Annotated in this window: 17 protein-coding genes and 1 pseudogene; 9 read left to right on the forward strand and 9 right to left on the reverse strand. The window is 74.7% G+C overall.

Going from position 1 to position 23,592, the window contains the following annotated elements; translation table 11 throughout:
* The first annotated feature begins 26 nt into the window (after positions 1-26).
* A complete protein-coding gene (gene lipB / locus ACPCK6_RS19775; protein WP_423481848.1) occupies positions 27-668 on the forward strand; it encodes a lipoyl(octanoyl) transferase LipB in 642 nt (213 codons plus the stop codon).
* A gap of 4 nt (positions 669-672) precedes the next feature.
* Positions 673-1,065, forward strand: a complete 393-nt coding sequence (locus ACPCK6_RS19780) for a VOC family protein (RefSeq protein WP_135241383.1) — start codon at positions 673-675, stop codon at positions 1,063-1,065.
* Positions 1,066-1,492: 427 nt separating this feature from the next.
* Here ACPCK6_RS19780 and aspS read toward each other — a convergent pair whose 3' ends face one another.
* Positions 1,493-2,779 (reverse strand): aspartate--tRNA(Asn) ligase, encoded by a 1,287-nt coding sequence (gene aspS / locus ACPCK6_RS19785; RefSeq protein ID WP_423481849.1) that lies wholly within the window; start codon positions 2,777-2,779, stop codon positions 1,493-1,495.
* A gap of 412 nt (positions 2,780-3,191) precedes the next feature.
* Between aspS and lipA the strand changes: the two genes are divergently transcribed.
* Together lipA and ACPCK6_RS19795 are read left to right on the forward strand one after the other, a co-directional pair.
* Positions 3,192-4,181 carry a lipoyl synthase gene (gene lipA, locus ACPCK6_RS19790; RefSeq protein WP_357210447.1) on the forward strand — a complete coding sequence of 330 codons (990 nt, stop codon included), beginning with the start codon at positions 3,192-3,194 and terminating at the stop codon, positions 4,179-4,181.
* 60 nt (positions 4,182-4,241) lie between these two features.
* Complete coding sequence (locus ACPCK6_RS19795) at positions 4,242-5,966, forward strand: DUF423 domain-containing protein (RefSeq protein ID WP_423481850.1); 1,725 nt, start codon at positions 4,242-4,244, stop codon at positions 5,964-5,966.
* A 25-nt stretch (positions 5,967-5,991) separates the two neighbouring features.
* Here ACPCK6_RS19795 and ACPCK6_RS19800 read toward each other — a convergent pair whose 3' ends face one another.
* Both ACPCK6_RS19800 and ACPCK6_RS19805 read right to left on the reverse strand, forming a co-directional pair.
* The gene (locus ACPCK6_RS19800; RefSeq protein ID WP_396882376.1) at positions 5,992-8,916 is read right to left on the reverse strand and encodes an ATP-binding protein; all 2,925 of its coding nucleotides are present in this window, start codon (positions 8,914-8,916) and stop codon (positions 5,992-5,994) included.
* A 158-nt stretch (positions 8,917-9,074) separates the two neighbouring features.
* Positions 9,075-9,245: a hypothetical protein gene (locus tag ACPCK6_RS19805; protein ID WP_013287746.1), complete on the reverse strand. Its 171-nt coding sequence runs from the start codon at positions 9,243-9,245 to the stop codon at positions 9,075-9,077.
* Between the two features lie 213 nt (positions 9,246-9,458).
* On the opposite strand from ACPCK6_RS19805, the gene ACPCK6_RS19810 reads away from it, so the two are divergent.
* The gene (locus ACPCK6_RS19810; RefSeq protein ID WP_013287747.1) at positions 9,459-10,148 is read left to right on the forward strand and encodes a DUF4191 domain-containing protein; all 690 of its coding nucleotides are present in this window, start codon (positions 9,459-9,461) and stop codon (positions 10,146-10,148) included.
* A gap of 62 nt (positions 10,149-10,210) precedes the next feature.
* On the opposite strand, the gene ACPCK6_RS19815 is transcribed toward ACPCK6_RS19810, so the two are convergent.
* Positions 10,211-10,621 carry an RDD family protein gene (locus ACPCK6_RS19815; RefSeq protein WP_423481857.1) on the reverse strand — a complete coding sequence of 137 codons (411 nt, stop codon included), beginning with the start codon at positions 10,619-10,621 and terminating at the stop codon, positions 10,211-10,213.
* A gap of 173 nt (positions 10,622-10,794) precedes the next feature.
* Between ACPCK6_RS19815 and glnA the strand changes: the two genes are divergently transcribed.
* Positions 10,795-12,219 carry a type I glutamate--ammonia ligase gene (gene glnA / locus ACPCK6_RS19820; RefSeq protein WP_423481851.1) on the forward strand — a complete coding sequence of 475 codons (1,425 nt, stop codon included), beginning with the start codon at positions 10,795-10,797 and terminating at the stop codon, positions 12,217-12,219.
* 29 nt (positions 12,220-12,248) lie between these two features.
* Here glnA and mptB (ACPCK6_RS19825) read toward each other — a convergent pair whose 3' ends face one another.
* Both mptB (ACPCK6_RS19825) and mptB (ACPCK6_RS19830) read right to left on the reverse strand, forming a co-directional pair.
* Positions 12,249-13,751 carry a polyprenol phosphomannose-dependent alpha 1,6 mannosyltransferase MptB gene (gene mptB / locus ACPCK6_RS19825; RefSeq protein ID WP_423481852.1) on the reverse strand — a complete coding sequence of 501 codons (1,503 nt, stop codon included), beginning with the start codon at positions 13,749-13,751 and terminating at the stop codon, positions 12,249-12,251.
* Between the two features lie 11 nt (positions 13,752-13,762).
* Complete coding sequence (mptB, locus tag ACPCK6_RS19830; protein ID WP_423481853.1) at positions 13,763-15,175, reverse strand: polyprenol phosphomannose-dependent alpha 1,6 mannosyltransferase MptB; 1,413 nt, start codon at positions 15,173-15,175, stop codon at positions 13,763-13,765.
* Positions 15,176-15,211: 36 nt separating this feature from the next.
* Between mptB (ACPCK6_RS19830) and ACPCK6_RS19835 the strand changes: the two genes are divergently transcribed.
* Positions 15,212-16,852, forward strand: coding sequence for a hypothetical protein (locus tag ACPCK6_RS19835; RefSeq protein WP_423481854.1), 1,641 nt, complete (start codon positions 15,212-15,214; stop codon positions 16,850-16,852).
* A gap of 169 nt (positions 16,853-17,021) precedes the next feature.
* On the opposite strand, the gene ACPCK6_RS19840 is transcribed toward ACPCK6_RS19835, so the two are convergent.
* Complete coding sequence (locus ACPCK6_RS19840; protein ID WP_423481855.1) at positions 17,022-20,045, reverse strand: bifunctional [glutamine synthetase] adenylyltransferase/[glutamine synthetase]-adenylyl-L-tyrosine phosphorylase; 3,024 nt, start codon at positions 20,043-20,045, stop codon at positions 17,022-17,024.
* Between the two features lie 2 nt (positions 20,046-20,047).
* Entirely contained in the window at positions 20,048-20,815 is a 768-nt protein-coding gene (locus ACPCK6_RS19845) for a type 1 glutamine amidotransferase (RefSeq protein ID WP_396882383.1), read from the reverse strand.
* Positions 20,816-20,927: 112 nt separating this feature from the next.
* Between ACPCK6_RS19845 and ACPCK6_RS19850 the strand changes: the two genes are divergently transcribed.
* Entirely contained in the window at positions 20,928-21,803 is an 876-nt protein-coding gene (locus tag ACPCK6_RS19850; RefSeq protein WP_423481858.1) for a S66 peptidase family protein, read from the forward strand.
* Between the two features lie 73 nt (positions 21,804-21,876).
* Here the strand turns inward: ACPCK6_RS19850 and ACPCK6_RS19855 are convergent, their stop codons facing one another.
* Positions 21,877-22,806, reverse strand: coding sequence for a Vgb family protein (locus ACPCK6_RS19855; protein ID WP_423481856.1), 930 nt, complete (start codon positions 22,804-22,806; stop codon positions 21,877-21,879).
* A gap of 181 nt (positions 22,807-22,987) precedes the next feature.
* Here ACPCK6_RS19855 and ACPCK6_RS19860 point away from each other — a divergent pair.
* Positions 22,988-23,446: pseudogene (locus ACPCK6_RS19860) on the forward strand (hypothetical protein); the annotation flags it as partial.
* Positions 23,447-23,592 lie beyond the last annotated feature (146 nt).

The following is a 23,592-nucleotide window of genomic DNA, read 5'->3' on the forward strand; positions in this document are numbered from 1 at the left end:
CCGGAGGGCGGGACTAGGCTGGACGGGTGAGTGTGACGACTTCCGGGCTGACCGCCGTCCGCGCCGGCCTGCTCGACTACCAGGCCGCCTGGGACGAGCAACGCCGGCTGCACGAGGCGGTGGTGGCCGGCGAGCAGGGCGACACGGTGCTGCTGCTGGAGCACCCCAGCGTCTACACCGCCGGCAAGCGCACCGAGCCGTGGGACCGCCCGATGGACGGCACCCCGGTGGTGGACGTGGACCGCGGCGGGAAGATCACCTGGCACGGTCCGGGGCAGCTCGTCGGCTACCCGATCGTCCGGCTGCCCGACCCGGTCGACGTGGTCGCGTACGTCCGGCGCACCGAGCAGCTCCTGATCAACGTCTGCGCCGAGTTCGGGCTGTCCGCCGGCCGGGTCGAGGGACGCAGCGGCGTGTGGGTGCCGGAGGACGACCGGGGCCCGGCCCGCAAGGTCGCCGCCATCGGCATCCGGGTGGCGCGCGGCGTCACGCTGCACGGCTTCTCCATCAACTGCGACTGCGACCTGGGCTTCTTCGACCGGATCGTGCCCTGCGGCATCCGCGACGCCGGGGTCACCTCGCTGACCGCCGAGCTGGGCCGGCCGATCACCGTCGCCGACGTGCTGCCGGTGGTCGAGCGGCACCTGCCGACGCTGACGCAGGTCTGAGCCCGTGCGGCTCGACCTGGTCACGCTCGTCGTGGCCGAGTACGACCCCGCGATCGCCTTCTTCACCGAGGTGCTCGGGTTCGAGCTGGCCGAGGACAAGCCCTCGCTGACGAACGACGGCCGGCCCAAGCGCTGGGTGGTCGTACGCCCGCCGGGCGGCGGCACCGGCCTGCTGCTGGCCCGCGCCGACGGCGAGCACCAGGCCGGTGCGGTGGGCGACCAGACCCACGGCCGGGTGGGCTTCTTCCTCCAGGTCGACGACTTCGAGGCGGTGTACCGCCGGATGGTCGACGCGGGCGTCGAGTTCGTCCGGCCGCCCCGCACCGAGCCGTACGGCCGGGTCGCGGTCTTCCGCGACATCGCCGGCAACCCCTGGGATCTGCTCGGCCCGGCCTGAGCGCTCGGCCCGGCCTGACCGCTCGGCGGCGCGGTGGCCGCCCGGTCCGGATCGCCGCCCACCCAGGACCGCCGCCCGCCCGGATCCCACCTCGCCGTCGGTCACGGTGAGTGACAACGCCGCGTCCGCGGCAGGTGACCTCCCGCCGACTTTGCTCTGCAGCCGGATCCGCAACGGTAACCATCGGTCGACCGCTGCGTCCGTGGCTGCAGAGCAAAGGGCGCAGACACCCTTCCCTCCCTCCCGAGGGCGGTCCGCCATAACCCCAGCTCAGCGCAATCCGCCGACGCCGAGGGCCTCTCGACCACCCCGAAACCACGCTCACCGAGCGTGACCGCGAGGCCGAGCAGCCGTTCGTCACGCTCAGTGGCAGATCCGGTTGATCCGGAGGGAGTCGGCGGGAGGGAGCCGCGCGAGAGTGCCGCCGTCAGGGCGTGAGGCGGTGCAGGTCACGAGGGAAGGCGGTCACCTCGCGGACGTTCGCCGCCCCGGTGAGCCGGGCGACGAACCGCTCCAGCCCGATCGCGAAACCGCCGTGCGGCGGCATGCCGTGCCGGAACGCGTCCACGTACCCGGCGTACGGCTCCACCGGCTCGCCGCGCGCCGCCAGGGCGGCCAGGTAGTCGCCGTGCCGGTGCAGCCGCTGCCCGCCGGTCACCAGCTCCACGCCCCGGAACAGCAGGTCGAAACCGTTGGAGTACGCGGGCCGGGCCGGGTCCGGGTGGGTGTAGAACGGGCGTTTCGCCATCGGATAGCCGGTGACGAAGAGGAAGTCGCTGCCGTGCTCGCGGAGCGCCCACTCCCCCAGCGCCCGCTCGTGCGCCGGGGCCAGGTCGGGTTCGGAAGGCGGTGCCCCGGCGATCGTCAGCGCGTCGGTGAAGTGCACCGCCGGGATCTCGGCCGGCACATCCGGCACCGTCACGCCGAGCGTCGCCAGCGCGCCACCGGCCCGCTCGCCGACGGTCGCCACCATCCCGGCCAGGGTCTCCCGCAGCACCGCCATCACGTCCCGGTGGTCGGCCACGAAGCCCAGCTCCACGTCGAGCGACGTGTACTGGGCCAGGTGGCGCACCGTGTCGTGCGGCTCGGCGCGGAACACCGGCCCCACCTCGTACACCCGCTCGAAGACGCCGACCATGAGCTGCTTGTAGAACTGCGGCGACTGGGCCAGGTAGGCGGGCCGCCCGAACCAGTCCAGCGCGAACACGTTCGCCCCGCTCTCGGTGGACGAGGCGACCACCTTCGGCGTGTGCACCTCGACGAAGCCCCGCCCGTCGAGCGTGGCCCGGAAGCCGGACACGGCCGCCGCCGAGATCCGCAGCGCGGCGGAGCGGGCCGGGTGCCGCAGCGCGACCGGCGCGTGGTCGAGCTGAGTGTGCAGGCCGGCGGTGAGCACCGGCCGGTACAGGTCGAACGGGGGCGGGACGGCGGGCGGCCCGAGCGGACGTACCGTCGGCTCGACGACCTCGACCCCGGCGGGCGCGGTGGCGTTCGCGACCACCGTGCCGACCACCTCGACGACCGTCTCCTCGGTGAGCGCCTCGACCTGCTCCCGCACGGCGGGCGCGGCGACCACCACCTGGGCGAGCCCGGCGGCGTCGCGGACGATCAGGAAGGCCACCGACTTGAGCAGCCGGCGGCGGTGGACCCAACCGGCGAGCCGTACGGTGGCGCCCACATGGGCGGGGAGTTCTGTGGACAGGATGCGTTGCACGACGACTACCTCCTTGACCAATCGCAACGCGATCCCCAGGGAGGTGTGGGCGAGCGGGAACCTCGCGGTGCCACCACACCTTCGCCCCCGCCTGGGCGGGAGCCTCGTTCGTCGCCTTTTCACCGGGGCCGGCCGGGCGGGCTCTACTGGGCGCGAAACGCCGTTCTTCCCGCAGCTCGGGAGGGTCTTCGCGGACCGGCGCCAGACCGCCTCGCAGCAACCGGCGGTTCTCTCGACTGGCGGATCGGCCCGTTACTCGGCTCCGTCACAGCTCTGCCCGGCACGCTAGCACCGCACGCGCCGCGCTGTGACCGGGTTTTTTCGCCACTGGTGTCCGGTGTCACAGCCATTCGGGCGTGACGGCCGTCGCCCTCGTTCATCGACCGGCACCGACCGGCGTACGCTCGGTTTTGTGACGATCGAGCAATCCGCGCCGACGACTGAGCAGCCAGCGCGCACCGCGACTGTCGCCCCGGAGGGGCGGCGGATGCTGCGGATCGAGGCGCGCAACGCCGAGACGCCGATCGAGCGCAAGCCGCCGTGGATCAAGGTCAAGGCCAAGATGGGCCCGGAGTACACCCAGTTGCGCGGGCTCGTCTCGCGCGAAGGGCTGCACACCGTGTGCCAGGAGGCCGGCTGCCCCAACATCTACGAGTGCTGGGAGGACCGGGAGGCCACCTTCCTCATCGGTGGTGACCAGTGCACCCGGCGCTGCGACTTCTGCCAGATCGACACCGGCAAGCCGGCCGAGTTCGACGCCGACGAGCCGCGGCGCGTCGCCGAGTCGGTCGCCACGATGGGCCTGCGCTACGCGACCATCACCGGTGTCGCCCGCGACGACCTGCCCGACGGCGGGGCCTGGCTGTACGCCGAGACGGTCCGGCAGATCCACGCGCTGCAGTCCGGCTGCGGTGTCGAGCTGCTGATCCCCGACTTCAACGCCGTCCCCGAGCAGCTCGCCGAGGTCTTCGGCTCGCGGCCCGAGGTGCTGGCCCACAACGTGGAGACGGTGCCGCGCATCTTCAAGCGGATCCGCCCGGCGTTCCGCTACGAGCGTTCGCTGGACGTGATCCGCCAGGCGCGGGCCGACGGCCTGGTCACCAAGAGCAACCTGATCCTCGGCATGGGCGAGGAGCGCGCCGAGGTGTCGCAGGCGCTGCGTGACCTGCACGAGGCGGGCTGCGAGCTGATCACCATCACGCAGTACCTGCGCCCCTCCCCCCGGCACCACCCGGTGACCCGCTGGGTCAAGCCGGAGGAGTTCGTCGAGCTGCGCGAGGAGGCCGAGGAGATCGGCTTCGCGGGCGTGATGAGCGGCCCGCTGGTCCGCTCGTCGTACCGCGCGGGCCGCCTCTACCAGCAGGCGCTCGACGCCCGCCGGGAGGTCACCGTCGCCGGCTGAGGCCGGCCGACCACCGCGTCACCCGCCGCCGGCCGCCCGCCGGATGCCATGATCACAGGCATGACCGCCGGGGTACGCGAGGAGCCACGCGAAGCCGTGCGCCCTCGTACGCCCCGGCGGTTGCCGTTGCCGACGCTGCTCGCCCTGCTCGTCGGGTTCGCCGGTGTGGGCTACCGGCTGGCGCTGCTGTTCGCCGACGTACCGCCCACAAACAGCGACGAGGCGACGATGGGGCTGGCCGCCCTGCACATCGCCCGCGGTGACGGCTTCCCGGTGTGGTTCTACGGCCAGGCGTACATGGGCACGCTGGAGGCGTACCTGGCCGCGCCGCTGGTCGCGCTGGCCGGACCGTCGGTGCTCGTGCTGCGGCTGCCCACGCTGGCGCTGTACGCGTTGTTCCTGCTGCTGTCCTGGCGGCTCACCCGGCGTCTCGGCGGCGACCGCTGGTACGCCCTGCTCGTCGTGGCCGTGCTGGCGCTCGGCGCGGACCGGGTGGTGAAGAACCAACTGATCGCCGGCGGCGGCTATCCGGAGCTGAACCCGGCCGGTGCCGCGCTGGCCCTGCTCACCGTCGGGCTCTGCGTGAACGGGCCGGGTGCGCGGCTGCCCCGCTGGGCGGCCTGGGGACTGGTCTCGGGGGTGCTGCTCTGGGTGGACCCGCTGATCCTGCCGTACGTGCTGACGCTCGGCGTGCTGCTCGTGGCGTGGCGGTGGCGGGAACTGGCCGGCCGGGCCGGGATGGTGCTGGCGGGCACGCTGCTGCTGGGTGCGGCGCCGATGCTCGCCGACAGCATCCGGCACGGCCGCAACCCGATGGCCGCGGTGCTGGCCGCCGGTGGCGCGGGCTCACCTGCCGAGTGGGCGGACCGGCTGTACGGGGCCCTGGTCCTCGGGCCGCCGCTGGCGATGGGCTTCTGCTCCCCCGGCCGGTGTGCCACCTGGCAGCTCTGGTGGGCCGTCGCGTTCCCGGTGCTGCTGGTGCTCGCCGCGCTCACCGCGTGGCACGCCCTTCGCCGTGCCTCCGGCGATCCGGGCTCGGCGGAGCGGGTGTCGGCCGGGGTGCGGCTGGCGCTGCTCGGCGGCGCGGCGGGTGTCCTCGCCGCGTACGCGGTGAGCAACGCGGCCGGGCAGACGCCGATCGAGAGCAGCCGCTACCTGTCGTGCCTGGCGGTCGCCGTACCGGCCCTGCTCTGGCCACTGTGGCAGGCCGCCCGCCCGCTCGCCGAGGTGGCGGCATCAGACCGGCCCGCCGAACGCCAGTTCGCCGAGGTGGCGGTATCGGAGGAGGGCGGATACCGCCATCTCCCCGAAGTGGAGTCGATCAAGGCGACCGGCGGGCGGGCGGCCGGGAGGACGGCCCGGGTGGCGGGGGTCGGGGCACTGGCGGTGCTCGCGGGAGTGCTCGGCACCGGAGTGGCGGCCACTGTGGACGTGGTCCGGGCGGCGCCGGCCGTGCACGCCGAGGCCGACCGGCACCGGTCTCTCGTGGACACGCTCGGCGCGCTCGACGTGCGGAACGTCCGCGGCGGCTACTGGACGTGCAACCGGCTCACCTTCGCCACCGGCGAGAACGTGGTCTGCGCCGTGGTCGACGACGACCTGACCCCCGGCTTCGACAGGCTGCCCGCGTACCGGCGGGAGGTGTCGGCCGACCCGGACGCGGCGTGGGTGGCGCCGGCCGGCTCGCCGCTGGCCGCGCGGCTGGACGAACGCGTCGGCGCCGAATCGGGCGCGCTCGACGTCGTCACCGTGGCCGGCTGGCGGATCTACCTGCCGCGCCGCTGACCCGCACCCGGCGCGGACCGGCGCGCTACCGGACGCGGCGCTGGGCCGGAGCGGGTGACGGCCGGTCGAGCAGGCCCAGGCGGTGCGCCAGCGCGGCGGCCTCCACCCGGTTGGTCACGTCGAGCTTGGCGATGATCCGGGACACGTGCACGCTCGCCGTCTTCGGCGAGATGAACAGGCGCTCGGCGATCCGGCTGTTGCTGTGCCCCTCGGCGACCAGCCGCAGCACCTCCTGCTCCCGGCTGGTCAGCAGGTCCGGCCCGGGTCGCCCGGTGCCGCGCAGCCCGACCCGGCGGGCGAGCGTCGCCGCCTGCTCGCCCAGCGGGGTGGCGCCCAGCCGGGCGGCCAGCTCGGCCGTCTCCCGTACCGCGGCGGCCACCTCGTCGCGCTCGCCCGCCGCCGCGGCCGCCTCGGCCAGCCCCAGCAGCGCCCGGCCCAGCAGGTACGGCTGCCCGGCCGCCCGCCACGCCGCCACGGTCGCCCGCCACGCGGCGAGCGCCTCGGCGGGAGCGGCGGACCCGAGCCCGGTCAGAACGGCGGTGACGTGGGCGGCGTGGGCGTGCTCGGCCGGGTACCGGGCCGGCAGCGCGGCGGCCACCGCCGACACGTCGGCGGCGAGCGTCGCGTCCCCGGTCAGCGCGGCGGTACGCGCCAGCGCGTTCAGCACCGGCCAGCCCTCCCGGGGCAGGTCGGCCAGGTGCGCGTCGGCCAGTGCGGCGCGTGCCGCGCGTACCGCCTCGGGCTTGTCGCCGGCGGCGAGCGCCGCCTCCACGCGCAGCTCGTGCAGCGGCAGCCGGTGGTTCGGCCAGAGGTACGGGCGGCCGAGGAACGCCAGCGCCCGCCCGACGACCTCGTCCGCGCCCGGATGGGCGCGGGCGAGGTGGAGCCCGGCGCGCAGTTGCAGCCAGTGCAGCCCGGACACGCCGGGCGGGTCGATCCGGGCCGCCTCGGCGCAGGTGGCGTCCGCCTCGTCCCAGCGGCCCAGCGCGATCAGTGCCTCGGCCCGGTTCGACAGCAGGTACGCCCCGATCGAGCGGCTGATGCCGACCCGGCGCGCCTCGCTCACCCCGGCCGCGGCTGCCTGTTCGGACTCGTCGTAGCGGCCCAGCTCGTAGAGCACGTCGGAGAGGAAGACCAGGGCGCTGACCAGGGCCCACGAGTCGTCTGCCGCCCGCGCCCGCGCCTCCACCCGGCGCAGCTCGGCCAGCCCCAGCTCCGGCGTGCCGTCGATGCGGTGCAGCAGGGCGATCCGGGTCGGTAGCAGCACCAGGTCGGTGCCGACCTCGGACGCGCCGGCCGCGGCCTCGGTGGCGACCGAGGCGGCCTCCCGAGGGTCGACCTTCATCAGGTGCGACGCGATGTCGGCGAGCACGCCGAGCCGTTCCGGGCCGTGCGGCGCGCCCGCCGCCAGCCGGTACGCCTCGCGCAGCTCGGTCGCGCCGTCGCTCTTGCCGAGCAGCGCGAACAGCCGGCCCCGGTGGTCGAGCAGGCGCGCGGCGCGCAGCGGTTCGGCGTCGGAGTCGACCTCGGCCAGCGCGGCCCGGGTGAGCGTGAGCGCCCGGCTGAGGTCTCCGGCGGTGACCGCCGCGGTGAGCGTGTCCTCCAGCACCCGCAGGTGGTCCATGCCGAGCCGGTCGGCGGCGTCGGGCACCTGCTCCCAGAGTTCGAGGACGCGCTCCAGCAGCCGGCTCTGCTCGGCGTACGCGTACCGTTCGGCCGCCGCCTCGGCGGCGACCCGGGCCGCGGTGAGCGCGCGGGGGTGGTCGTGTGCCGCGTACCAGTGGTGGGCGATCTCGGCCGGCGCGCGACCGGCGGCGACCAGGTGCGGCTGGGCCTCGATCGCGGCGGCGTACCGGGCGTGCAGCCGCGCGTGCTCGCCGGGCAGCAGGTCGTCGTGCACGGCCTCGCGGACCAGCGCGTGCCGGAACTCGTAGTCGCCGTCCGGGTCGGCCACCACGAGCTGCCCGGCGACGGCGGCGCGCAGCGCGTCCTCCAGTTCGGCCTCGGGCAGGCCGGCCACCTCGGCGAGGAGCTGGTGGGCGAAGCGGGTGCCGCCGGCGGCGGCGATCCGCAGCACCCGCTGGGCCGGCTCGGGCAGCCGGTCGACGCGGGCCAGCAGCAGGTCGCGCAGCGTCTCCGGGATGGCCGCGCAGCCGACCGGGCCACCGGCGGCGGCCAGTTCCTCGATGAAGAACGGGTTGCCCTGGGTGCGTTCGTGCACCTCGTCGACGGTCCGGGCGATCTGGTCGACGCCGAGCAGGTCGGCCAGTACGGCGGCGGTGCCGTCGCGGTCGAGGCGGCCCAGCTCGATCCGGTCCACGCCGCGGACGCGGTCCAGCTCGGCGAGGAACGGCCGCAGCGGGTGCCCGCGGTGCAGTTCGTCGGTGCGGTACGTGCAGACGACCAGCAGGCGGGTGGCGCGGGCGGCACGTACCAGGAAGCCGATCAGATCCCGGGTGGACCGGTCGGCCCAGTGCAGGTCCTCGATCACCAGCACCAGCGGGCGTTCCTCGGCGATCCGCCGGAACAGGTCGGCGACCAGGTCGAACAGGTAGCCGCGCGGGGTGTCGGCGAGGGCCGGCCCGGCGGGCGCGGCGACGCCGGCGGGCATCCGGGCCAGCTCGGGCAGCAGCCGGGCGAACTCCGCCTCGTAGCCGGCGAAGGCGGCCGGCCCGTCGTGGCGCAGCACGTCGCGCAGCGCGGCGGCGAACGGGGCGAACGGCAGGCCGGCCTCGCCCAGCTCCAGGCACTGGCCGACGAGCAGGCGCGCGCCGGCGGCGTCCACCTGCGTGCCGAACTCCTCCAGCAACCGGGTCTTACCGACGCCCGCCTCGCCGCCGACGAGCACCGTCGCGGGCTCGCCGGTCCGGGACCGGGCCAGCGCGTCGCCGAGCGCGGCCAGCTCGGACCGGCGGCCGACGAGGACGGTGCTGGCGGCGCGTACGGTCACGCCGTCGAGCATGCCACGGCCCTCCGACGCCCCGACCGGGCCGATCGGCCCGCGCGAAGCCGCCGGTCCGGCCACCCCCGTGGCGGCCGGACCGGCGATCTCTCCACGCCCCACGACATCGGCCGCGCCCACGAACCCGGCGACGGCCGCCGGTGCGGTCACCGGCGGGCGTCGGCGGGGCGGGCGTTGTGCTGGCGGCGGCTGAGCCAGCCGCGCGGATGCCGGCGCGGCAGCGACCGGGCGAGCCGGTCCTGGGCCGCGTCGGCCTGCAGCTCGGCGGCGTGGCTGCGGTGGATGCTGAGGATGAGGTCTGCGTCGTTGCCGAACATCTCGGATCTCCCTGTCGTGCGGTGTGTCCCTGTCGAGATCGACTCTCCGCGCGAAGGTGCCCCCGGGGCATGGGTACGCCGCCTGATCTTCGGCCGTCCGGCCTCCTTACCGGCGGGCCGATTCGGGACGGCACGGCGGTAAGGTACTCAGCCCTCGGCGCAGGGGGCGGCCACGGATCAACGGGGCGCGCGCCGACCACTAGACTCTGCGGTATGGCAAAGCCCCAGGAGAAGGTCTCGTTCGGCCAGCGGCTGAAGCAGATCGGGATGGTGTTCCGGTTCACCGCCAAGCAGGACAAGTGGTTCGCGCCGCTGACCGCGGCGGCGGTGCTGATCCCGCTCGCGCTCACCGTGGTCGCGGTGATCGCCTGGGGCTGGATCTGGTTGCCGATCGGCATCCTGCTCGCCCTGCTGGCCGTGCTGATCGTGCTCAACCTGCGCTCGAACAAGGCGATGATGAACGCCGCCGAGGGGCAGCCGGGCGCGGCGGCGCAGATCATGGAGAGCATGCGCGGCGACTGGCGGGTCACCCCGGCGGTCAGCTCCACCACCCAGATGGACATGGTGCACCTGGTGGTGGGCCGGCAGGGCGTGATCCTGCTGGCCGAGGGCAACCCGCAGCGCGTGCGCGGCCTGCTCGGCCAGGAGAAGCGCCGCCTGGCGAAGGTGATCGGCACCGCCCCGCTGCACGACTACGTGATCGGGCAGGGCGAGGGTGAGCTGCCGGTCCGCAAGCTGCGGATGACGCTGATGCGGCTGCCGCGTGCCCTGTCCCCGAAGGACGTCAACGCGCTCGACAAGCGGCTCAAGGCGCTCACCGCGCGGCCGCAGATGCCCAAGGGCGCGATCCCGAAGAACATGCGGCCGGCGCGTGGCGCGTTCCGGCAGACCCGGGGTCGCTGACTTCCGGCGTACGCGAGAAAGGAGCCGGTCCCGTGCGGGGCCGGCTCCTTCGTCGTGTGGGGTCAGCGACGCGGGGCGTCGGTGACGACCGACCCGGCGAGCCGGTCGTGCAGGCCGCGGCGGTGCTCGTCCATCAGCAGCGCCGGCACCACGAGGGCCAGCAGGACGCCGCGCAGCAGTCCGCGGAGCAGCCCGATCCGGCCACCGTCGGCCCAGGACACGCAGCGCAGCCGGGTGAGGAACATGCCGGGGGTCTGGGCGAACAGGCCGATGAAGAAGCCGTACTCCAGGATCAGCACCAGGACCGGCGGCCAGCCGTCGCGGACCGGGTCGGAGAAGGCCCGGGCGACCATCAGGCACAGCACCCAGTCGATGATCAGGGCGCCGAAGCGGCGGCCGAGGCTGGGCGGGGTGAACGCGGGGTCGGTGGCGGGCGGCACCGGTGTGGCGGCGGTATCGGTCACAGCGGCCAGGGTAGCTCCGCCGCGACCCCTGACGAAAAATGCGACATTCGGCTCAGAGTGTGCCGGGATGACGCTCCGCAAGCGACGTAACACGGCGGAAACAGACGAGACACGGCAGGGCAACCCCCCGGCCATAGCGTCGCCAGTAGCCAGCTACCGGAGTGGACCTGCCAGGAGGACGTGTGTTCGCCAATTCCGAGGAACTCCTGCGATACCTCACCAACGAGGACGTGAAGTTCGTCGACGTACGTTTCTGTGACCTGCCCGGCGTGATGCAGCACTTCAACCTGCCGGTCGAGTCGTTCGACGACAGCGTCTTCACCGACGGCCTCGCCTTCGACGGATCCTCGATCCGCGGCTTCCAGGCCATCCACGAGTCCGACATGCTCCTGCTGCCGGACGTCGCCACCGCCTTCATCGACCCGTTCCGGGCCCAGAAGACGCTCGCGCTCAACTTCTTCATCCACGACCCGTTCACCCGCGAGGCGTACTCCCGCGACCCGCGCAACGTGGCGAAGAAGGCCGAGGCGTACCTCGCGGCGAGCGGCATCGCCGACACCGCCTACTTCGGCGCCGAGGCGGAGTTCTACATCTTCGACTCGATCCGCCACGAGACCTCCGCGCACCAGTCGTTCTACTACATCGACTCGATCGAGGGCGCCTGGAACAGCGGCCGGATCGAGGAGGGCGGCAACCGCGGCTACAAGACCGCCTACAAGGGCGGCTACTTCCCGGTGCCGCCGGTGGACCACTACGCCGACCTGCGTGACCGGATCGTGCGGCGCCTCGTCGACGGCGGCTTCACCGTCGAGCGCTCGCACCACGAGGTCGGCACCGCCGGCCAGTCGGAGATCAACTACAAGTTCTCCACCCTGCTGCACGCCGCCGACCAGCTCCAGCTGTTCAAGTACATCGTCAAGAACGAGACCTGGGCCGCCGGCAAGACCGCGACGTTCATGCCGAAGCCGCTGTTCGGTGACAACGGCTCCGGCATGCACACCCACCAGAGCCTGTGGCGTGGCGGCGAGCCGCTGTTCTACGACGAGACCGGCTACGCCGGCCTGTCCGACACCGCCCGCTGGTACATCGGCGGCCTGCTGCACCACGCCCCGTCGCTGCTGGCCTTCACCAACCCCACGGTGAACTCGTACCGTCGTCTGGTGCCGGGCTTCGAGGCGCCGGTCAACCTGGTCTACTCCCAGCGCAACCGCTCCGCCTGCACCCGCATCCCGGTCACCGGCAGCAACCCGAAGGCCAAGCGCGTCGAGTTCCGCGTGCCGGACCCGTCCAGCAACCCGTACCTGGCGTTCTCGGCGATGATGATGGCCGGCCTGGACGGCATCAAGAACAAGATCGAGCCGCCGGCGCCGATCGACAAGGACCTGTACGACCTGCCGCCGGAGGAGTGGGGCGACGTCAAGCAGGTTCCGGGCTCGCTGCCGGAGGTGCTCAACGCGCTCGAGGCCGACCACGACTACCTGCTCGACGGCGGCGTGTTCACGCCGGACCTGATCTCCACCTGGGTCGACTGGAAGCGGGCCAACGAGGTCGACCCGGTGCGCCTGCGCCCGACCCCGCACGAGTTCGCGATGTACTTCGACTGCTGAGCACGCTCGTCAGCACCGGCCCGGCCGTTTCACGCAACGCGGTCCGGCCCTTTGCGGCGGCGCAGCGCGGCCCGGACGCCGGTCACCGCGACGACCACCACCAGCACCGTCATCAGCACCGCGCCGGGCGCCTTGGTGAACCGGGCCAGGTTGGATCCGTCCGGCAGGGTCAGCGCCGAGGCGACCGCGCAGGGCGCCACGAACCAGACCTGCCGGGCCAGCGGCACCGCCGCGACCGCGAGCACTGTCAGCGGCCAGATCGCGTACCAGGGGTGGAAGACCGGGGCGAGCAGCACCGTGGCGGCGAGCGCCAAACCCGCGCCGAGCAGCGCCACCCGAGGGCGGGCCAGCGTCAGCCGGGCCACCCGCTGGCGGGCGTCGTTGAGGCGCCGCAGCGTCGTCCACGCCCACCACCAGAGCGCGACGAGCGTCCCGGCGAGCAGCACCAGCGCGACCGCCCGGGTCACCGGCACCGCCTGCGGTCGCAGGCCGGCCAGCTCACCGGCGTAGTCGATCACGAAGCCGACGGCTGTGGGCGGGGAGGTCCACTGCTGCGAGTCGCCGCTGTGGCCGAGTCCTCCCACCCAGCCCAGTCCGAGCCCGGTGGCGAGCGAGAGGACCAGCAGCGTGCCGAGCACCGACGCGGTCAGTTGCCCGCCGTCGCGCAGCAGCGCCCGCCAGGTGTAGCGGCCGAGCACGGCGGCGAGCGCCGCGAACGGCAGCGCGACGACGGCGACCGCCTTCACCGCCACGGCCAGGGCCAGCAGCACACCGGCCACCAGCAGCGCGCGCGGCTTGCCCGGCAGGCGGACCAGCACCAGCAGGCCCAGCAGGAGCAGCCCGAGCGCGAGCGCGTCGTTGTGCGCGCCCGCCACCAGGTGGATCCCGACGAGCGGGCACGCGAGCACCAGCCAGGCGGCCCGGCGGGTGGGCACCCCGGCGGCGCGGGCCAGGCCGGGCAGGCAGAGCGCGGTCAGCAGCACACCGGCCACCGCGACCAGCCGTAGCGCCACGATCGTCCCGATCAGGCCGCCACCGGCGAGGACCGCGAGCCCGGCCAGCAGGACGAAGAACGGCCCGTACGGCGCCGGGGTGTCCCGCCAGATCGGCGACACCGAGCCGGTCCACGGGCAGCCGGCCGCGGCGACCCCGACCCGGTACGGGCTGAGCCCCTGCGTCCACGTCCAGCCCTGGCAGGCGTACGAGTAGACGTCGCGGCTGCCGATCGGCGGCGCGGCGAGCAGCGGCAGCGCCCAGAGCCCGGCGGTCACGTACGCCCACCGGCCGGACGGCGCGCCCCACCGCAGCGACCACCATGCGCCCACCAGCAGCAGCGTCCCGGCCAGCCAGCAGACGAGCGTCACCGGCCCGTGCGGCGCCGACCAGATCGCGGCGAGCGTGGCGCGCGACGGTGTGCCTGGTAGCGCGCCGCCGAGCCATCCGGCGACGGTGAGCAGCACGGCCCCGGCGAGACCGGCGTAGCGGGCGAGACCGGCGGCGATCGGCCGGACGGGTCCGTCGGGCTCGCTCACCGGCACACTCCTCAGTCCACGGGAACCGGCTGCCGACCCTTGCGAGCCGACCGTACCAACCAGACGACCACCCCGATCACGAACAGGGTCATCAACGGCGCACCGGGCATCTTGGTGTACCGGGCCAAACCGGTGCCGTCGGCGAGCACCAGGAACGACGACACCACGGTGACGATCGAGAACCAGAGCGTGCGGTGCGCGGTGGCGGCGAGCACTGCCAGCGGCCACAGCCAGTACCAGGGGTGGAACAGCGGGGAGAGCGCGACGGTGGCGGTGAGCGCCAGCCCGGCGTGCCAGAACGGCTCACCGCGACGGAACGACCGGAACCAGAGCCAGATGAGCACGGCGACCAGCACGACCATGCCGATCGCCCGGGTCACCGGCAGCGCGTCGACGTGCACGCCGAACGGCGCGAGCAGGTAGCCGACGGTCTGCCCGACCGCCGTCGGCGGCGACGTCCAGGCCACCACCAGCCCGCCCTGCTCCAGCCCGCCGACGAACCCCAGGCCCAGCCCGGAGGCGAGGGTCACGGCGGCGAGCGCGGCGAGCGTGCCGCCGACCACCCACCCGCCGTCGCGCACCAGCGTCCTGATCCGGTACGCCCCGACGATCGCGGCCAGCGCGGCGAACGGCATCACGACCAGCGCGGTGATCTTGACTGCGGCGGCCAGTCCGAGCAGCGCCCCACCGGCGAGCAGCGGTCCGGGCCGGCCCGGACGGGCGGCCACCACGGCCAGCCCGGCCACGAGCAGGCCGATCATCAGCGCGTCGTTGTGTGCGCCGGACACCAGGTGCACCGGCACCAGCGGGCTCGCCAGCGCCAGCCAGAGCGCGCGGCGCGGCGGCACCCCGCAGCGGCGGGCCAGCACCGGCAGCGCCCACGCGGTGAGCGCCACCCCGGCCACGGCGAGCACCCGGAACAGCGCGACGGCGGCGAGCAGCGAGCCGGTGGCCTCCACCACCGCGCCGGCGAGCAGCACGAACAGCGGCCCGTACGGTGCCGGGGTGTCCCGCCAGATGTAGGAGATGGTGTCCAGCCAGGGGCACGGCAGCGCGGACACGCCCTGCTCGTAGGGGTTGATCCCGGCCGAGAAGCTGGCGCCCTGGCAGGCGTACGCGTACACGTCCCGGCTGCCCAGCGGCGGCGCGACGAGCATCGGCAGCAGCCACAGCGCGACGGTGACCAGCACCCACCGGGACGACGGCACCCGGTCCCGCAGCGACCACCAGGCCCACGCCAGCAGCGCGGTGCCGACCAGCCACAACCCGATGATCAGCGGCCCGTCCGGGCCCTGCCAGATGCTGACCGGGGTGGGACGCAACTCGCCGTCGGGCAGGGCGCCGCCGAGGAACGCGGCCACGGCGAGCAGCACCGAACCCGCCAGGCCGATCCAGCGCGAGAGGTGGTGAGGCACGTCCGACATGCTGCCAGTACGGTGGTTCGCGATCAGGAGGTGGGCATGCGGGGCGGTCGGGTGGTGGCGGTCTCCGCCGTGTCGGCGTTCGTCCTCGCCGTGCTCTACCTCGCGCTGCCGGCCACCGGCTCGGACCTGTCCGCGCAGGTCGCCCGCGCCGGGTTCTTCGCCGAGCACGGGGCCGCCCTGGTCGACCTGCGCTGGTACGGCGGCGTGCACCCGTGGGGCTACAGCCTCGTCTCGTCGCCGCTGATGGCGCTGCTTGGGGTACGCGTCACCGGCGCGCTCGCCCTGCTCGCCTCCGCCACCGCGTTCGCCGCCCTGCTGGTGCGCACCCGGGTGCCCCGCCCGCTGCTCGGCAGCCTGGTCGGCGTGGTCACGATCGCCGGCAACCTGGTGTCCGGCCGGGTCACGTACGCCCTGGGCGTCGCGTTCGGCCTGGCCGCGCTGCTGGCGCTCACCGTCCCGGCCCGCCGCACCCGCGTCGCCGCCGGTGCCGCTGCCGAGCCGGTCGGGCCCGGCGCTCCCGGTCGCGGCCGGGGCGTCTGGGCGGCCGTCGCCGCCGGTGCCGCCGCGCTGCTCGCCTCCGCGGCCAGCCCGGTGGCCGGGCTGTTCGTCGGGCTCGCCGGCGTCGCGCTGCTGCTGACCCGCCGGTACGCCGACGGCCTGCTGCTCGCCGTACCGGCCGCCGCGCCGCTCGCCGTGACCGGGCTGCTGTTCGGCGAGGGCGGCTGGATGAACATCAGCACTGCCGACACCGTGCACGCCGTGGTGACGAGCCTGGTCGTGGCGGCTCTCGTGGCGTACCGGCCGGTGCGGTGGGGCGCGCTGCTGTCCGCGGCCGGGGTGCTGGCGTCGGCGCTGCTGCACACGCCGGTCGGGCTGAACGCCACCCGCCTGGTGGTGATGTTCGCGCTGCCGGTGCTGGCCGCCACCGCGACGCTCCCCGCCCCGGTGTCCGATCGGCTTCGCGCCACCGGCCGGCGCGCCCGGGTCGTCGGCGCGGCCGGGCTTGCCGCGCTCCTGGCGGTGGTCTGCTGGTGGCAGCCGCCGGTGGTCACCGCGGATCTGCGCAGCGCCGACGACCCGACGGCCGACCCGGCGTACTTCACGCCGCTGCACGCGGAACTGGCCCGGCGCGGGCTGACCGGGCGGGTGGAGGTGCCGCCGACGCGCAACTACTGGGAGGCGGCCCGCATGGGCGACGTGCCGCTGGCCCGGGGCTGGCTGCGGCAGGCCGACATCGACCGCAACCCGCTGTTCTTCACCACTGTGCCCGGCGCGGACGGCACCGGCATCCCGCTGACCCCGATCACCTACCGGGACTGGCTGGCCGACAACGCGGTGCAGTACGTGGCGGTGCCCGACGCCGAGTTCTCCTGGGTGGGTGCGTCGGAGGCGAAGCTGGTGGAGGCGGGCCAGCCGTATCTGACCGAGGTCTGGTCCGACCGGCACTGGAAGCTGTACGCGGTCGCCGAGCCCACGCCGCTGGTCGGCGCGCCGGGAGAGTTGATCCGCCAGGACGGCGCCTCGATCACGTTCCGCGCCCCCGCCGCCGGCCCGATCCCGATCCGCGTACGCCACACCCGTTGGCTCACCGCCTCCAGCGGCGCCACGGTCACCCGCGACGGCACGTGGACCACCGTGACGGTCCCCCGACCCGGCACCTACACCCTCACCAGCTGACCCACCGTCCCCCTCCCCCGATCCCGCCGAGATCTTGGTAGGAACGGCCCCTATGAGGGCCGTTTCCTACCAAGATCTCCACGCTGTCCCGGTGTGTGGAACCCATGTCTCGCCCCCGGGATGGGCATTCAGGGGCGCGGCGTGAGCGCGGGGGCGGGGTGGGGAAGGGCTACAGCGGGGACTCCAGGATTCGCTGGACGACTGTGCGGGAGTGGCGGCCGGTGCGCAGGTACTCGTCGAGGAACTCGCCCTGGTCCTCGCGCCCCAGCAGCCGCACCACACCGGCCAGCTCCACCCCGTGCCGGGGCAACTGGTCCCCGGCCCGGCCGCGTACCAGCATCAACGCGTCGCGCACCTCGGCGGCGAGCGTCCAGCCGGCCGCCAGCTCGGCGGCGTCGGACGGGTCGAGCAGCCCGGCGTCGCGGGCGGCGGCGAGAGCGTCGAGCGTACGGGTGCCACGCAGGGCGGGCACCTGACCGGCGTACCGGAGCTGGAGCAACTGCACCGCCCACTCGACGTCGGCCAGCCCGCCCCGGCCCAGCTTGGTGTGGGTGGCCGGGTCGGCGCCCCGGGGCAGCCGCTCGGTCTCCACCCGCGCCTTGATCCGCCGGATCTCGACCACCTGCTCGCGGCTCAGCCCGTCGGCCGGGTAGCGCACCGGCTCGATCATGGCCTCGAACTCGGCGCCCAGGTCGGCGTCGCCGCAGACGAACCGGGCCCGCAGCAGCGCCTGCGCCTCCCACACCCGGGACCAGCGCGCGTAGTACTGGGCGTACGCGGCGAGGCTGCGGACCAGCGGACCCTGCCGGCCCTCGGGGCGCAGGTCGGCGTCGACGCCGAGCGGCGGGTCGGGGGCGGGCGCGGACAGCAGCCGGCGCAGCTCCTCGGCGATGGCGTGCGCGGCGGCGCTCGCCGCGCTCTCCTCGACCCCGGGCGGCGGGTCGTAGACGAACAGCACGTCGGCGTCGGAGAGGTAGTTCGACTCGTACCCGCCGAGCCGGCCCATGCCGATCACCGCGAAGCGCAGGCCGGGCGGTCCGGGGTGGACGGTACGGGCGGCGCGCAGCGCGGCGGCCAGCGTGGCGTCGGCGACGTGCGACAGCGCGGTGCCGACAGCAGTCACGTCCACCACTGTGGGCCGGCGTTCCCCGCCGCCGACGGGGCGCGGGGTGAGCGGGGCGAGCGAGCCGGCGCGGCTGAGCACGTCGGCGGCGGCGATCCGGACCAGTTCCCGGCGACGCAGTGCGCGGACCGCCCGGATCGCCTCGACCGGGTCGTCGTGCCGGGCGGCGGCGGCGGCGAACCCGTCGACGAGCGTCTCGCGCGGGCGTGGGGTCAGTTCGCTGTCCTCGGCGAGCAGCCGCAGCGCCTCCGGTTCGCGGGCCAGCATGTCGGCCGCGTACCGGGACGAGGACAGCACCCGGGCCAGCCGGCGCGCCACCGGGCCGGAGTCACGTAGCAGGCGCAGGTACCAGGGGGTGCTGCCGAGCTTGTCGGAGACCTGCCGGTAGTTGAGCAGACCACGGTCCGGTTCGGGGGCGTCGGCGAACTCGTCGAGCAGCACCGGCAGCAGCGTGCGCTGGATGGCGGCGGTCCGGCTGACGCCGCCGGTGAGCGCCTGGAGGTGCCGCAGCGCGCCGGCCGGGTCGGCGAAGCCGAGCACCTCCAGCCGGTGCCGGGCCGCCTCGGGCGTGAGGCGCAGCCCTTCGGCCGGTACGCGGGCCACGGATTCGAGCAGCGGCCGGTAGAGCAGTTTGGCGTGCAGCCGGCGTACCTCGGTGGCGTGGGTGACCCACTCGGCACGGAACTCCTCGACGGCGCTGCGGCCCGGCGTGGCCACGTAGCCGAGCGCGGCGGCGAGCCACCGCAGCGCGGCCGGTTCGGTCGGCACGGTGTGGGTGCGGCGCAGGGCCTGGAGCTGGAGCCGGTGCTCGATGGCGCGCAGGAAGCGGTAGCCGCGCAGCAGCGCCTCCCCGTCGGCGCGGCCCACATAGCCGCCGGCGACGAGCGCGCGCAGCGCCGGCACGGTGCCGGGCACGCGCAGCGACTCGTCGCCCCGGCCGTGCACGAGCTGGAGCAGCTGGACGGCGAACTCGATGTCGCGCAGCCCGCCCGGACCGCGCTTGATCTCGCGTTCCAGCTCCTTCGGCGGCACGTTGTCGAGGATCTTGCGGCGCATGGACCGGACGTCCTGGACCGCCTCGGGGCGTTCGGCGGCGGTCCACACGAGCGGGGCCAGTGCGTCGATCCACTCCTTGGCGAGCTCCAGGTCGCCGGCGGCCGGGCGGGCCTTGAGCAGCGCCTGGAACTCCCAGGTGCGGGCCCAGCGCTTGTAGTAGGCGAGGTGGCTGGCGAGTGTGCGGACCAGCGGCCCCCGGTTGCCCTCGGGCCGCAGCGCCGCGTCCACCGGCCAGGCCACCAGCCCGCAGATCTGGATCAGCCGGGTGGCGATCTGGGTCGCGGCGGGCAGGTCGTCGTCGGTGGCGGAGACGAAGATGACGTCGACGTCGGAGACGTAGTTCAGCTCGTCGCCACCGCACTTGCCCATCGCCACCACTGCCAGGCGGGGACGCGGCGTGCCCTCGGGCAGTTCGTCGGCGGCGATGTCGTAGGCGGCGGCCAGCGTGGCGTCGGCCAGCCCGGACAGCGCCGCCATGGTCTGTTCCAGGCCGCGCCCGCCGGTCAGGTCGGCCGCCGCGATCCGCAGCAGCGCGAGACGGTACGCCTGCCGCAGCAGCGGGACCGCGCCGGTCATGGTGGTGAGCCGGGCGGCGACGCTCAGGTCGAGCCGGCCGTCCGCGGTGGGGGCGAGCCCGTCCGGCTCGGTCGCCAGCACCGCCCACTGCCCGGGGTTGGCGACCAGGTGGTCGCCGAGCGCGGACGAGGCGCCGAGCACGGCGACCAGCCGGCGGCGCAGCCCGGGGTCGGCGGCCAGGGCGTCGCGTACGGCCACCTCGTCGCCGGAGCGCCGCTCGGACTCGACCAGCCGGTGCAGCTGACGCAGGGCCAGGTCCGGGTCGGCGGCGCGGGACAGCGCGGCGAGCAGTTCGGCGGCGCGTTCGTCGGTGGGTTCCTGGGTGTCGGGCCGCCACAGGGCGAGCCCGTCCGGGCCGAGCAGGTCCGCGGCGCGGGTGGCGCCGTCGCCCTCGGCGAATCCGTAGCGGGCCAGGCGCCCGCGGGCCGGTCGGGTCACCGTCAGGCCCCGAGCAGCGGCAGGCTGCGGCGCGGGGTGTCGTCGCCGAGTTCGCCGAGCGCGAGTGCGGCGAACCGGATCGCGAACGGCTGCCACGCCTCCTCGACGTCGGCCATCACCCGGTCGCAGGCGGCCACGACCAGCTCCGGGTCGTAGCCCAGCTCGGCCAGGACCGCCGAGTCGCGGGACCACTCGGCGATCATCGCGGTGTCGCACTCGATGTGGAACTGCAGCCCCCAGGCCCGGTCGCCGAGGCGGAACGCCTGGTGCGGGTAGCGGGTGGACGCGGCGAGCAGCGTCGCGCCGTGCGGCAGCTCGGTGATCTCGTCGGCGTGCCACTGGAGCACGTCGGGCATCAGCGGCACGTACCGGAACAGGGGGTCGTCCTCGGCGGCGTCGCGCCGCCCGACGAGCGCCGGCCCGACCTCCGGGCCGGACGGGCTGCGTTCGACCCGGCCGGCGTGCGCGGTGGCGAGCAGTTGCGCGCCGAGGCAGACCGCGAGCGTGGGCACGCGCCGGCGGACCGCCTTGCGCAGCAGCCCTTCCAGCGCCGGGAACCAGGGTGCGCCGGGAGCCCCGTCGGACCCCGGGTATGCCTGCTGGTCGCCGCCGAGCACCACGAGCGCGGCGTACCCCTCCAGGTCGCCGGGGAGCGGGTCACCGGCGTGCGGACGCAGCACGCGCAGCTCAAGGCCCCCCTCGGTGAGCCACTCCCCCAGGCGGCGGAGGTCGTCGGTCGGGTCGTTCTCGATCACCAGCGCGGTCGCCACGACGTCGAGGCTAACCGGTACGCCCGACAGGGCACGGTCCGGCAGGCCCTAGGCTCCGATCGTGCCTGACGACTGCCTGCGCCCACCGGCCCTGCGTCCCGGTGACGCGGTGATGCTGGTGTCCCCGTCCGGACCGACCCGTCCCGAACGGGTGGCCCGTGGCATCGAGTTGCTCACCGGCTGGGGGCTGCGGCCGGTGCCCGCGCCGAACGCGTACGCCAGGCGGGGTTACCTGGCCGGCGACGACGCGCTGCGGGCCGCGGACCTGAACGCGGCGTTCGCCGACCCGGAGATCCGCGGGGTGATCTGCACCCGGGGCGGCTACGGCGCGCAGCGGGTGGTCGACCTGATCGACATGGCGGCGGTACGCCGGGATCCGAAGGTGGTGGCCGGGTTCTCCGACATCACCGCGTTGCAGTTCGCGCTCTGGCGGGGCGCCCGGCTGGCCGGGGTGCACGGGCCGGGTGCCGCGTGGCGGGACGAGCGCACGCCGGTGCGCTCGGCGGAGTCGCTGCACGCCGCGCTGACCAGCGCCGAACCGGTGACGGTGGCGGCGGTCGAGGCGGAGGAGACGTTCCCGGTGCGGGTGCCCGGGCGGGCCGAGGGCCGGCTGATCGGCGGCAACCTGTGCCTGATCACCGCGTCCGTCGGCACGCCGGACATGCCCGACCTGACCGGGGCGATCCTGCTGGTCGAAGAGGTGCAGGAACCGCCGTACAAGATCGACCGGATGCTCACCCACCTGCGCCGCTGCGGTGCGCTGGACGGGATCGCCGGGGTGGCGGTCGGCCAGTTCACCGAGTGCGCGGACGGCTGGGACACCACTGTCGTGGACGTGCTCACCGACCGCCTGGGCGACCTGGGCGTGCCGGTCCTCGGCGGCCTGCCGATCGGCCACGGCCCCAACCAGCTCACCGTCCCGGTGAACACCCCCGCCCTGCTCGACGCCACCGCAGGCACCATCACCGTGACCGCCGCCGTCCGCTGAGGCCGAGGCTGGGGCCCGGCGATCATGAGGTTGGCGGCAGCTCAGAGATCCACAACTGCCGCCAACCTCATGATCAACGCGGCGAGGGCGGGGAGGGCGGGGAGGGCGGCGAGGGCGGGGAGGGGGTGAGGTGGGCTACGGCGCCGATCTCCAGGGCGGCCCAGACCGCGCCGTCGGGGGTGACCGTCAGGCCGTGGGGCTCGGACGCGGGGGTGGGCAGATCGTGGGCGGTGTGGTGGCCGTCGGGGTCGATGTGGCCGATGCGGTTGGCGCCCCACTCGGTGAACCAGCAGCCGCCGGCCGGGTCGGCGACGATCGCGTGCGGGCGCGCCGCCCGGTCCGGCAACGGGAACTCGTCGATCCGCCCGTCCGGCGTGATCCGGCCGAGCTGCCCGGCGACGATCTCCACGAACCAGAGCGCGCCGTCACCGCCGCGCGTGATACCGACCGGACCGGCCGCCTCGGTGGGCAGCGGATGCACCGCCACCGTCCCGTCCAGGTCCACCCGGGCGATCGCGTTCGCCTGGTTGAGCGTGAGCCAGAGCGCGTCGTCCGGCCCGGCCGCCAGCATCGACGGGAAAGCCTTGTCGACCGGCAGCGGGAAGGACGTCACCTCCCCGTCGACGCTCACCCGGCCGGTCGTGTCGTCGCTCATGCCGGCGTACCAGAGCGCGCCGTCCGCGCCCACCGCCAGCCCGCACGGGCCGCAGCCGGGCGGCAGCGCAACCGAGCCGGTCTCGCCGCCGACGGTGATCCGGCCGAGCCGGTCGTCGCCCGAGCGGGTGTACCAGAGCGCGCCGTCGGGGCCGCCGACGATGATCAGCGGGCGGCTTCCGGGCGGGTCGTCGCGGTAGGTCCGTACCTCACCGTCGAGTCCGAGCCGGGCGACGCCGCCGGAGCCGGCCAGCGCCAGCCAGAGCGCGTCGTCGGGCCCGACCGTGATCGAGTACGGCCCGGAGCCCGGCCCGGTCAGCGGGATCTCGCGGATGGCGGGCTGTGTCATGGAGTGGCCTTTCGTCGGGTTTCGCCCAGCCTCGCGGGCGCTCCGGCGCCCCGGCAACACGAATAATTCGGGCCTTCCGGACGGGATTGCCAGCTCGCTGACAGGTTCGCCACGGGTGGCCCTCAGTTCCGGCGACCACTGTCGGTGACGTCATCGCACCACCACCGAACAGGAGACTCGCATGATCCGCACGATGTCGAAGAAGCACCTGCTGGCCGGCCTGGCCGCCGCCGGCGTGCTCGGCGTCGGGATCGCCGCCCCGACGGTGGCGCTCGCCGACGACAAGAGCCCGAACCCGTCTTCGAGCGCCAGCAGCACCACCGACCAGGGTGACGACCGCCGCCAGAAGCACGCCGACCGGCAGGCCGAGTTCGCCGAGGCGCTCGCCGAGGAGCTGGGCGTCTCGACCGACAAGGTCACCGCGGCGCTGGAGAAGCTGCACGAGCAGCGCCAGGGCGACCGCCCGGAGCGGCCGGAGCGGACGTCGACCGAGGACCGGCAGGCCGCGCTGAAGGAGCGGCTGGACCAGGCCGTCACCGACGGCAAGCTCACCCAGGAGCAGGCCGACGCGGTGCTCAAGGCCGCCGAGGCGGGCGTGTTCCGGGGCCCGGGCAAGGGCGGCCCGGACGGCGAGCCCGGCCACCACGGCAAGGGTGGCGACAAGGGCGGTCCGGAGGGCAAGGCCGACCAGGGCGCCGAGGCCGAGCAGGAGGGCCAGGGCGGCAAGTGACGCGGTGGCCCCGCCGCCCCTCACCGGCCGTTCCCTCCTCCTGGCCGGCGCCCGGC

The sequence above is a fragment of the Micromonospora sp. AB353 genome (assembly GCF_049538395.1).
Lineage (GTDB): Bacteria > Actinomycetota > Actinomycetes > Mycobacteriales > Micromonosporaceae > Micromonospora > Micromonospora aurantiaca.

What these genes read in the sequence shown, in the direction of transcription:
- ACPCK6_RS19835 (WP_423481854.1), top strand. Translation starts at nt 15,212, where the DNA reads ATGCGGGGCGGTCGGGTGGTGGCGGTCTCCGCCGTGTCGGCGTTCGTC.
- ACPCK6_RS19855 (WP_423481856.1), bottom strand. Translation starts at nt 22,806, where the DNA reads ATGACACAGCCCGCCATCCGCGAGATCCCGCTGACCGGGCCGGGCTCC.
- mptB (WP_423481853.1), bottom strand. Translation starts at nt 15,175, where the DNA reads ATGTCGGACGTGCCTCACCACCTCTCGCGCTGGATCGGCCTGGCGGGT.
- ACPCK6_RS19810 (WP_013287747.1), top strand. Translation starts at nt 9,459, where the DNA reads ATGGCAAAGCCCCAGGAGAAGGTCTCGTTCGGCCAGCGGCTGAAGCAG.
- ACPCK6_RS19805 (WP_013287746.1), bottom strand. Translation starts at nt 9,245, where the DNA reads ATGTTCGGCAACGACGCAGACCTCATCCTCAGCATCCACCGCAGCCAC.
- ACPCK6_RS19850 (WP_423481858.1), top strand. Translation starts at nt 20,928, where the DNA reads ATGCTGGTGTCCCCGTCCGGACCGACCCGTCCCGAACGGGTGGCCCGT.
- ACPCK6_RS19795 (WP_423481850.1), top strand. Translation starts at nt 4,242, where the DNA reads ATGACCGCCGGGGTACGCGAGGAGCCACGCGAAGCCGTGCGCCCTCGT.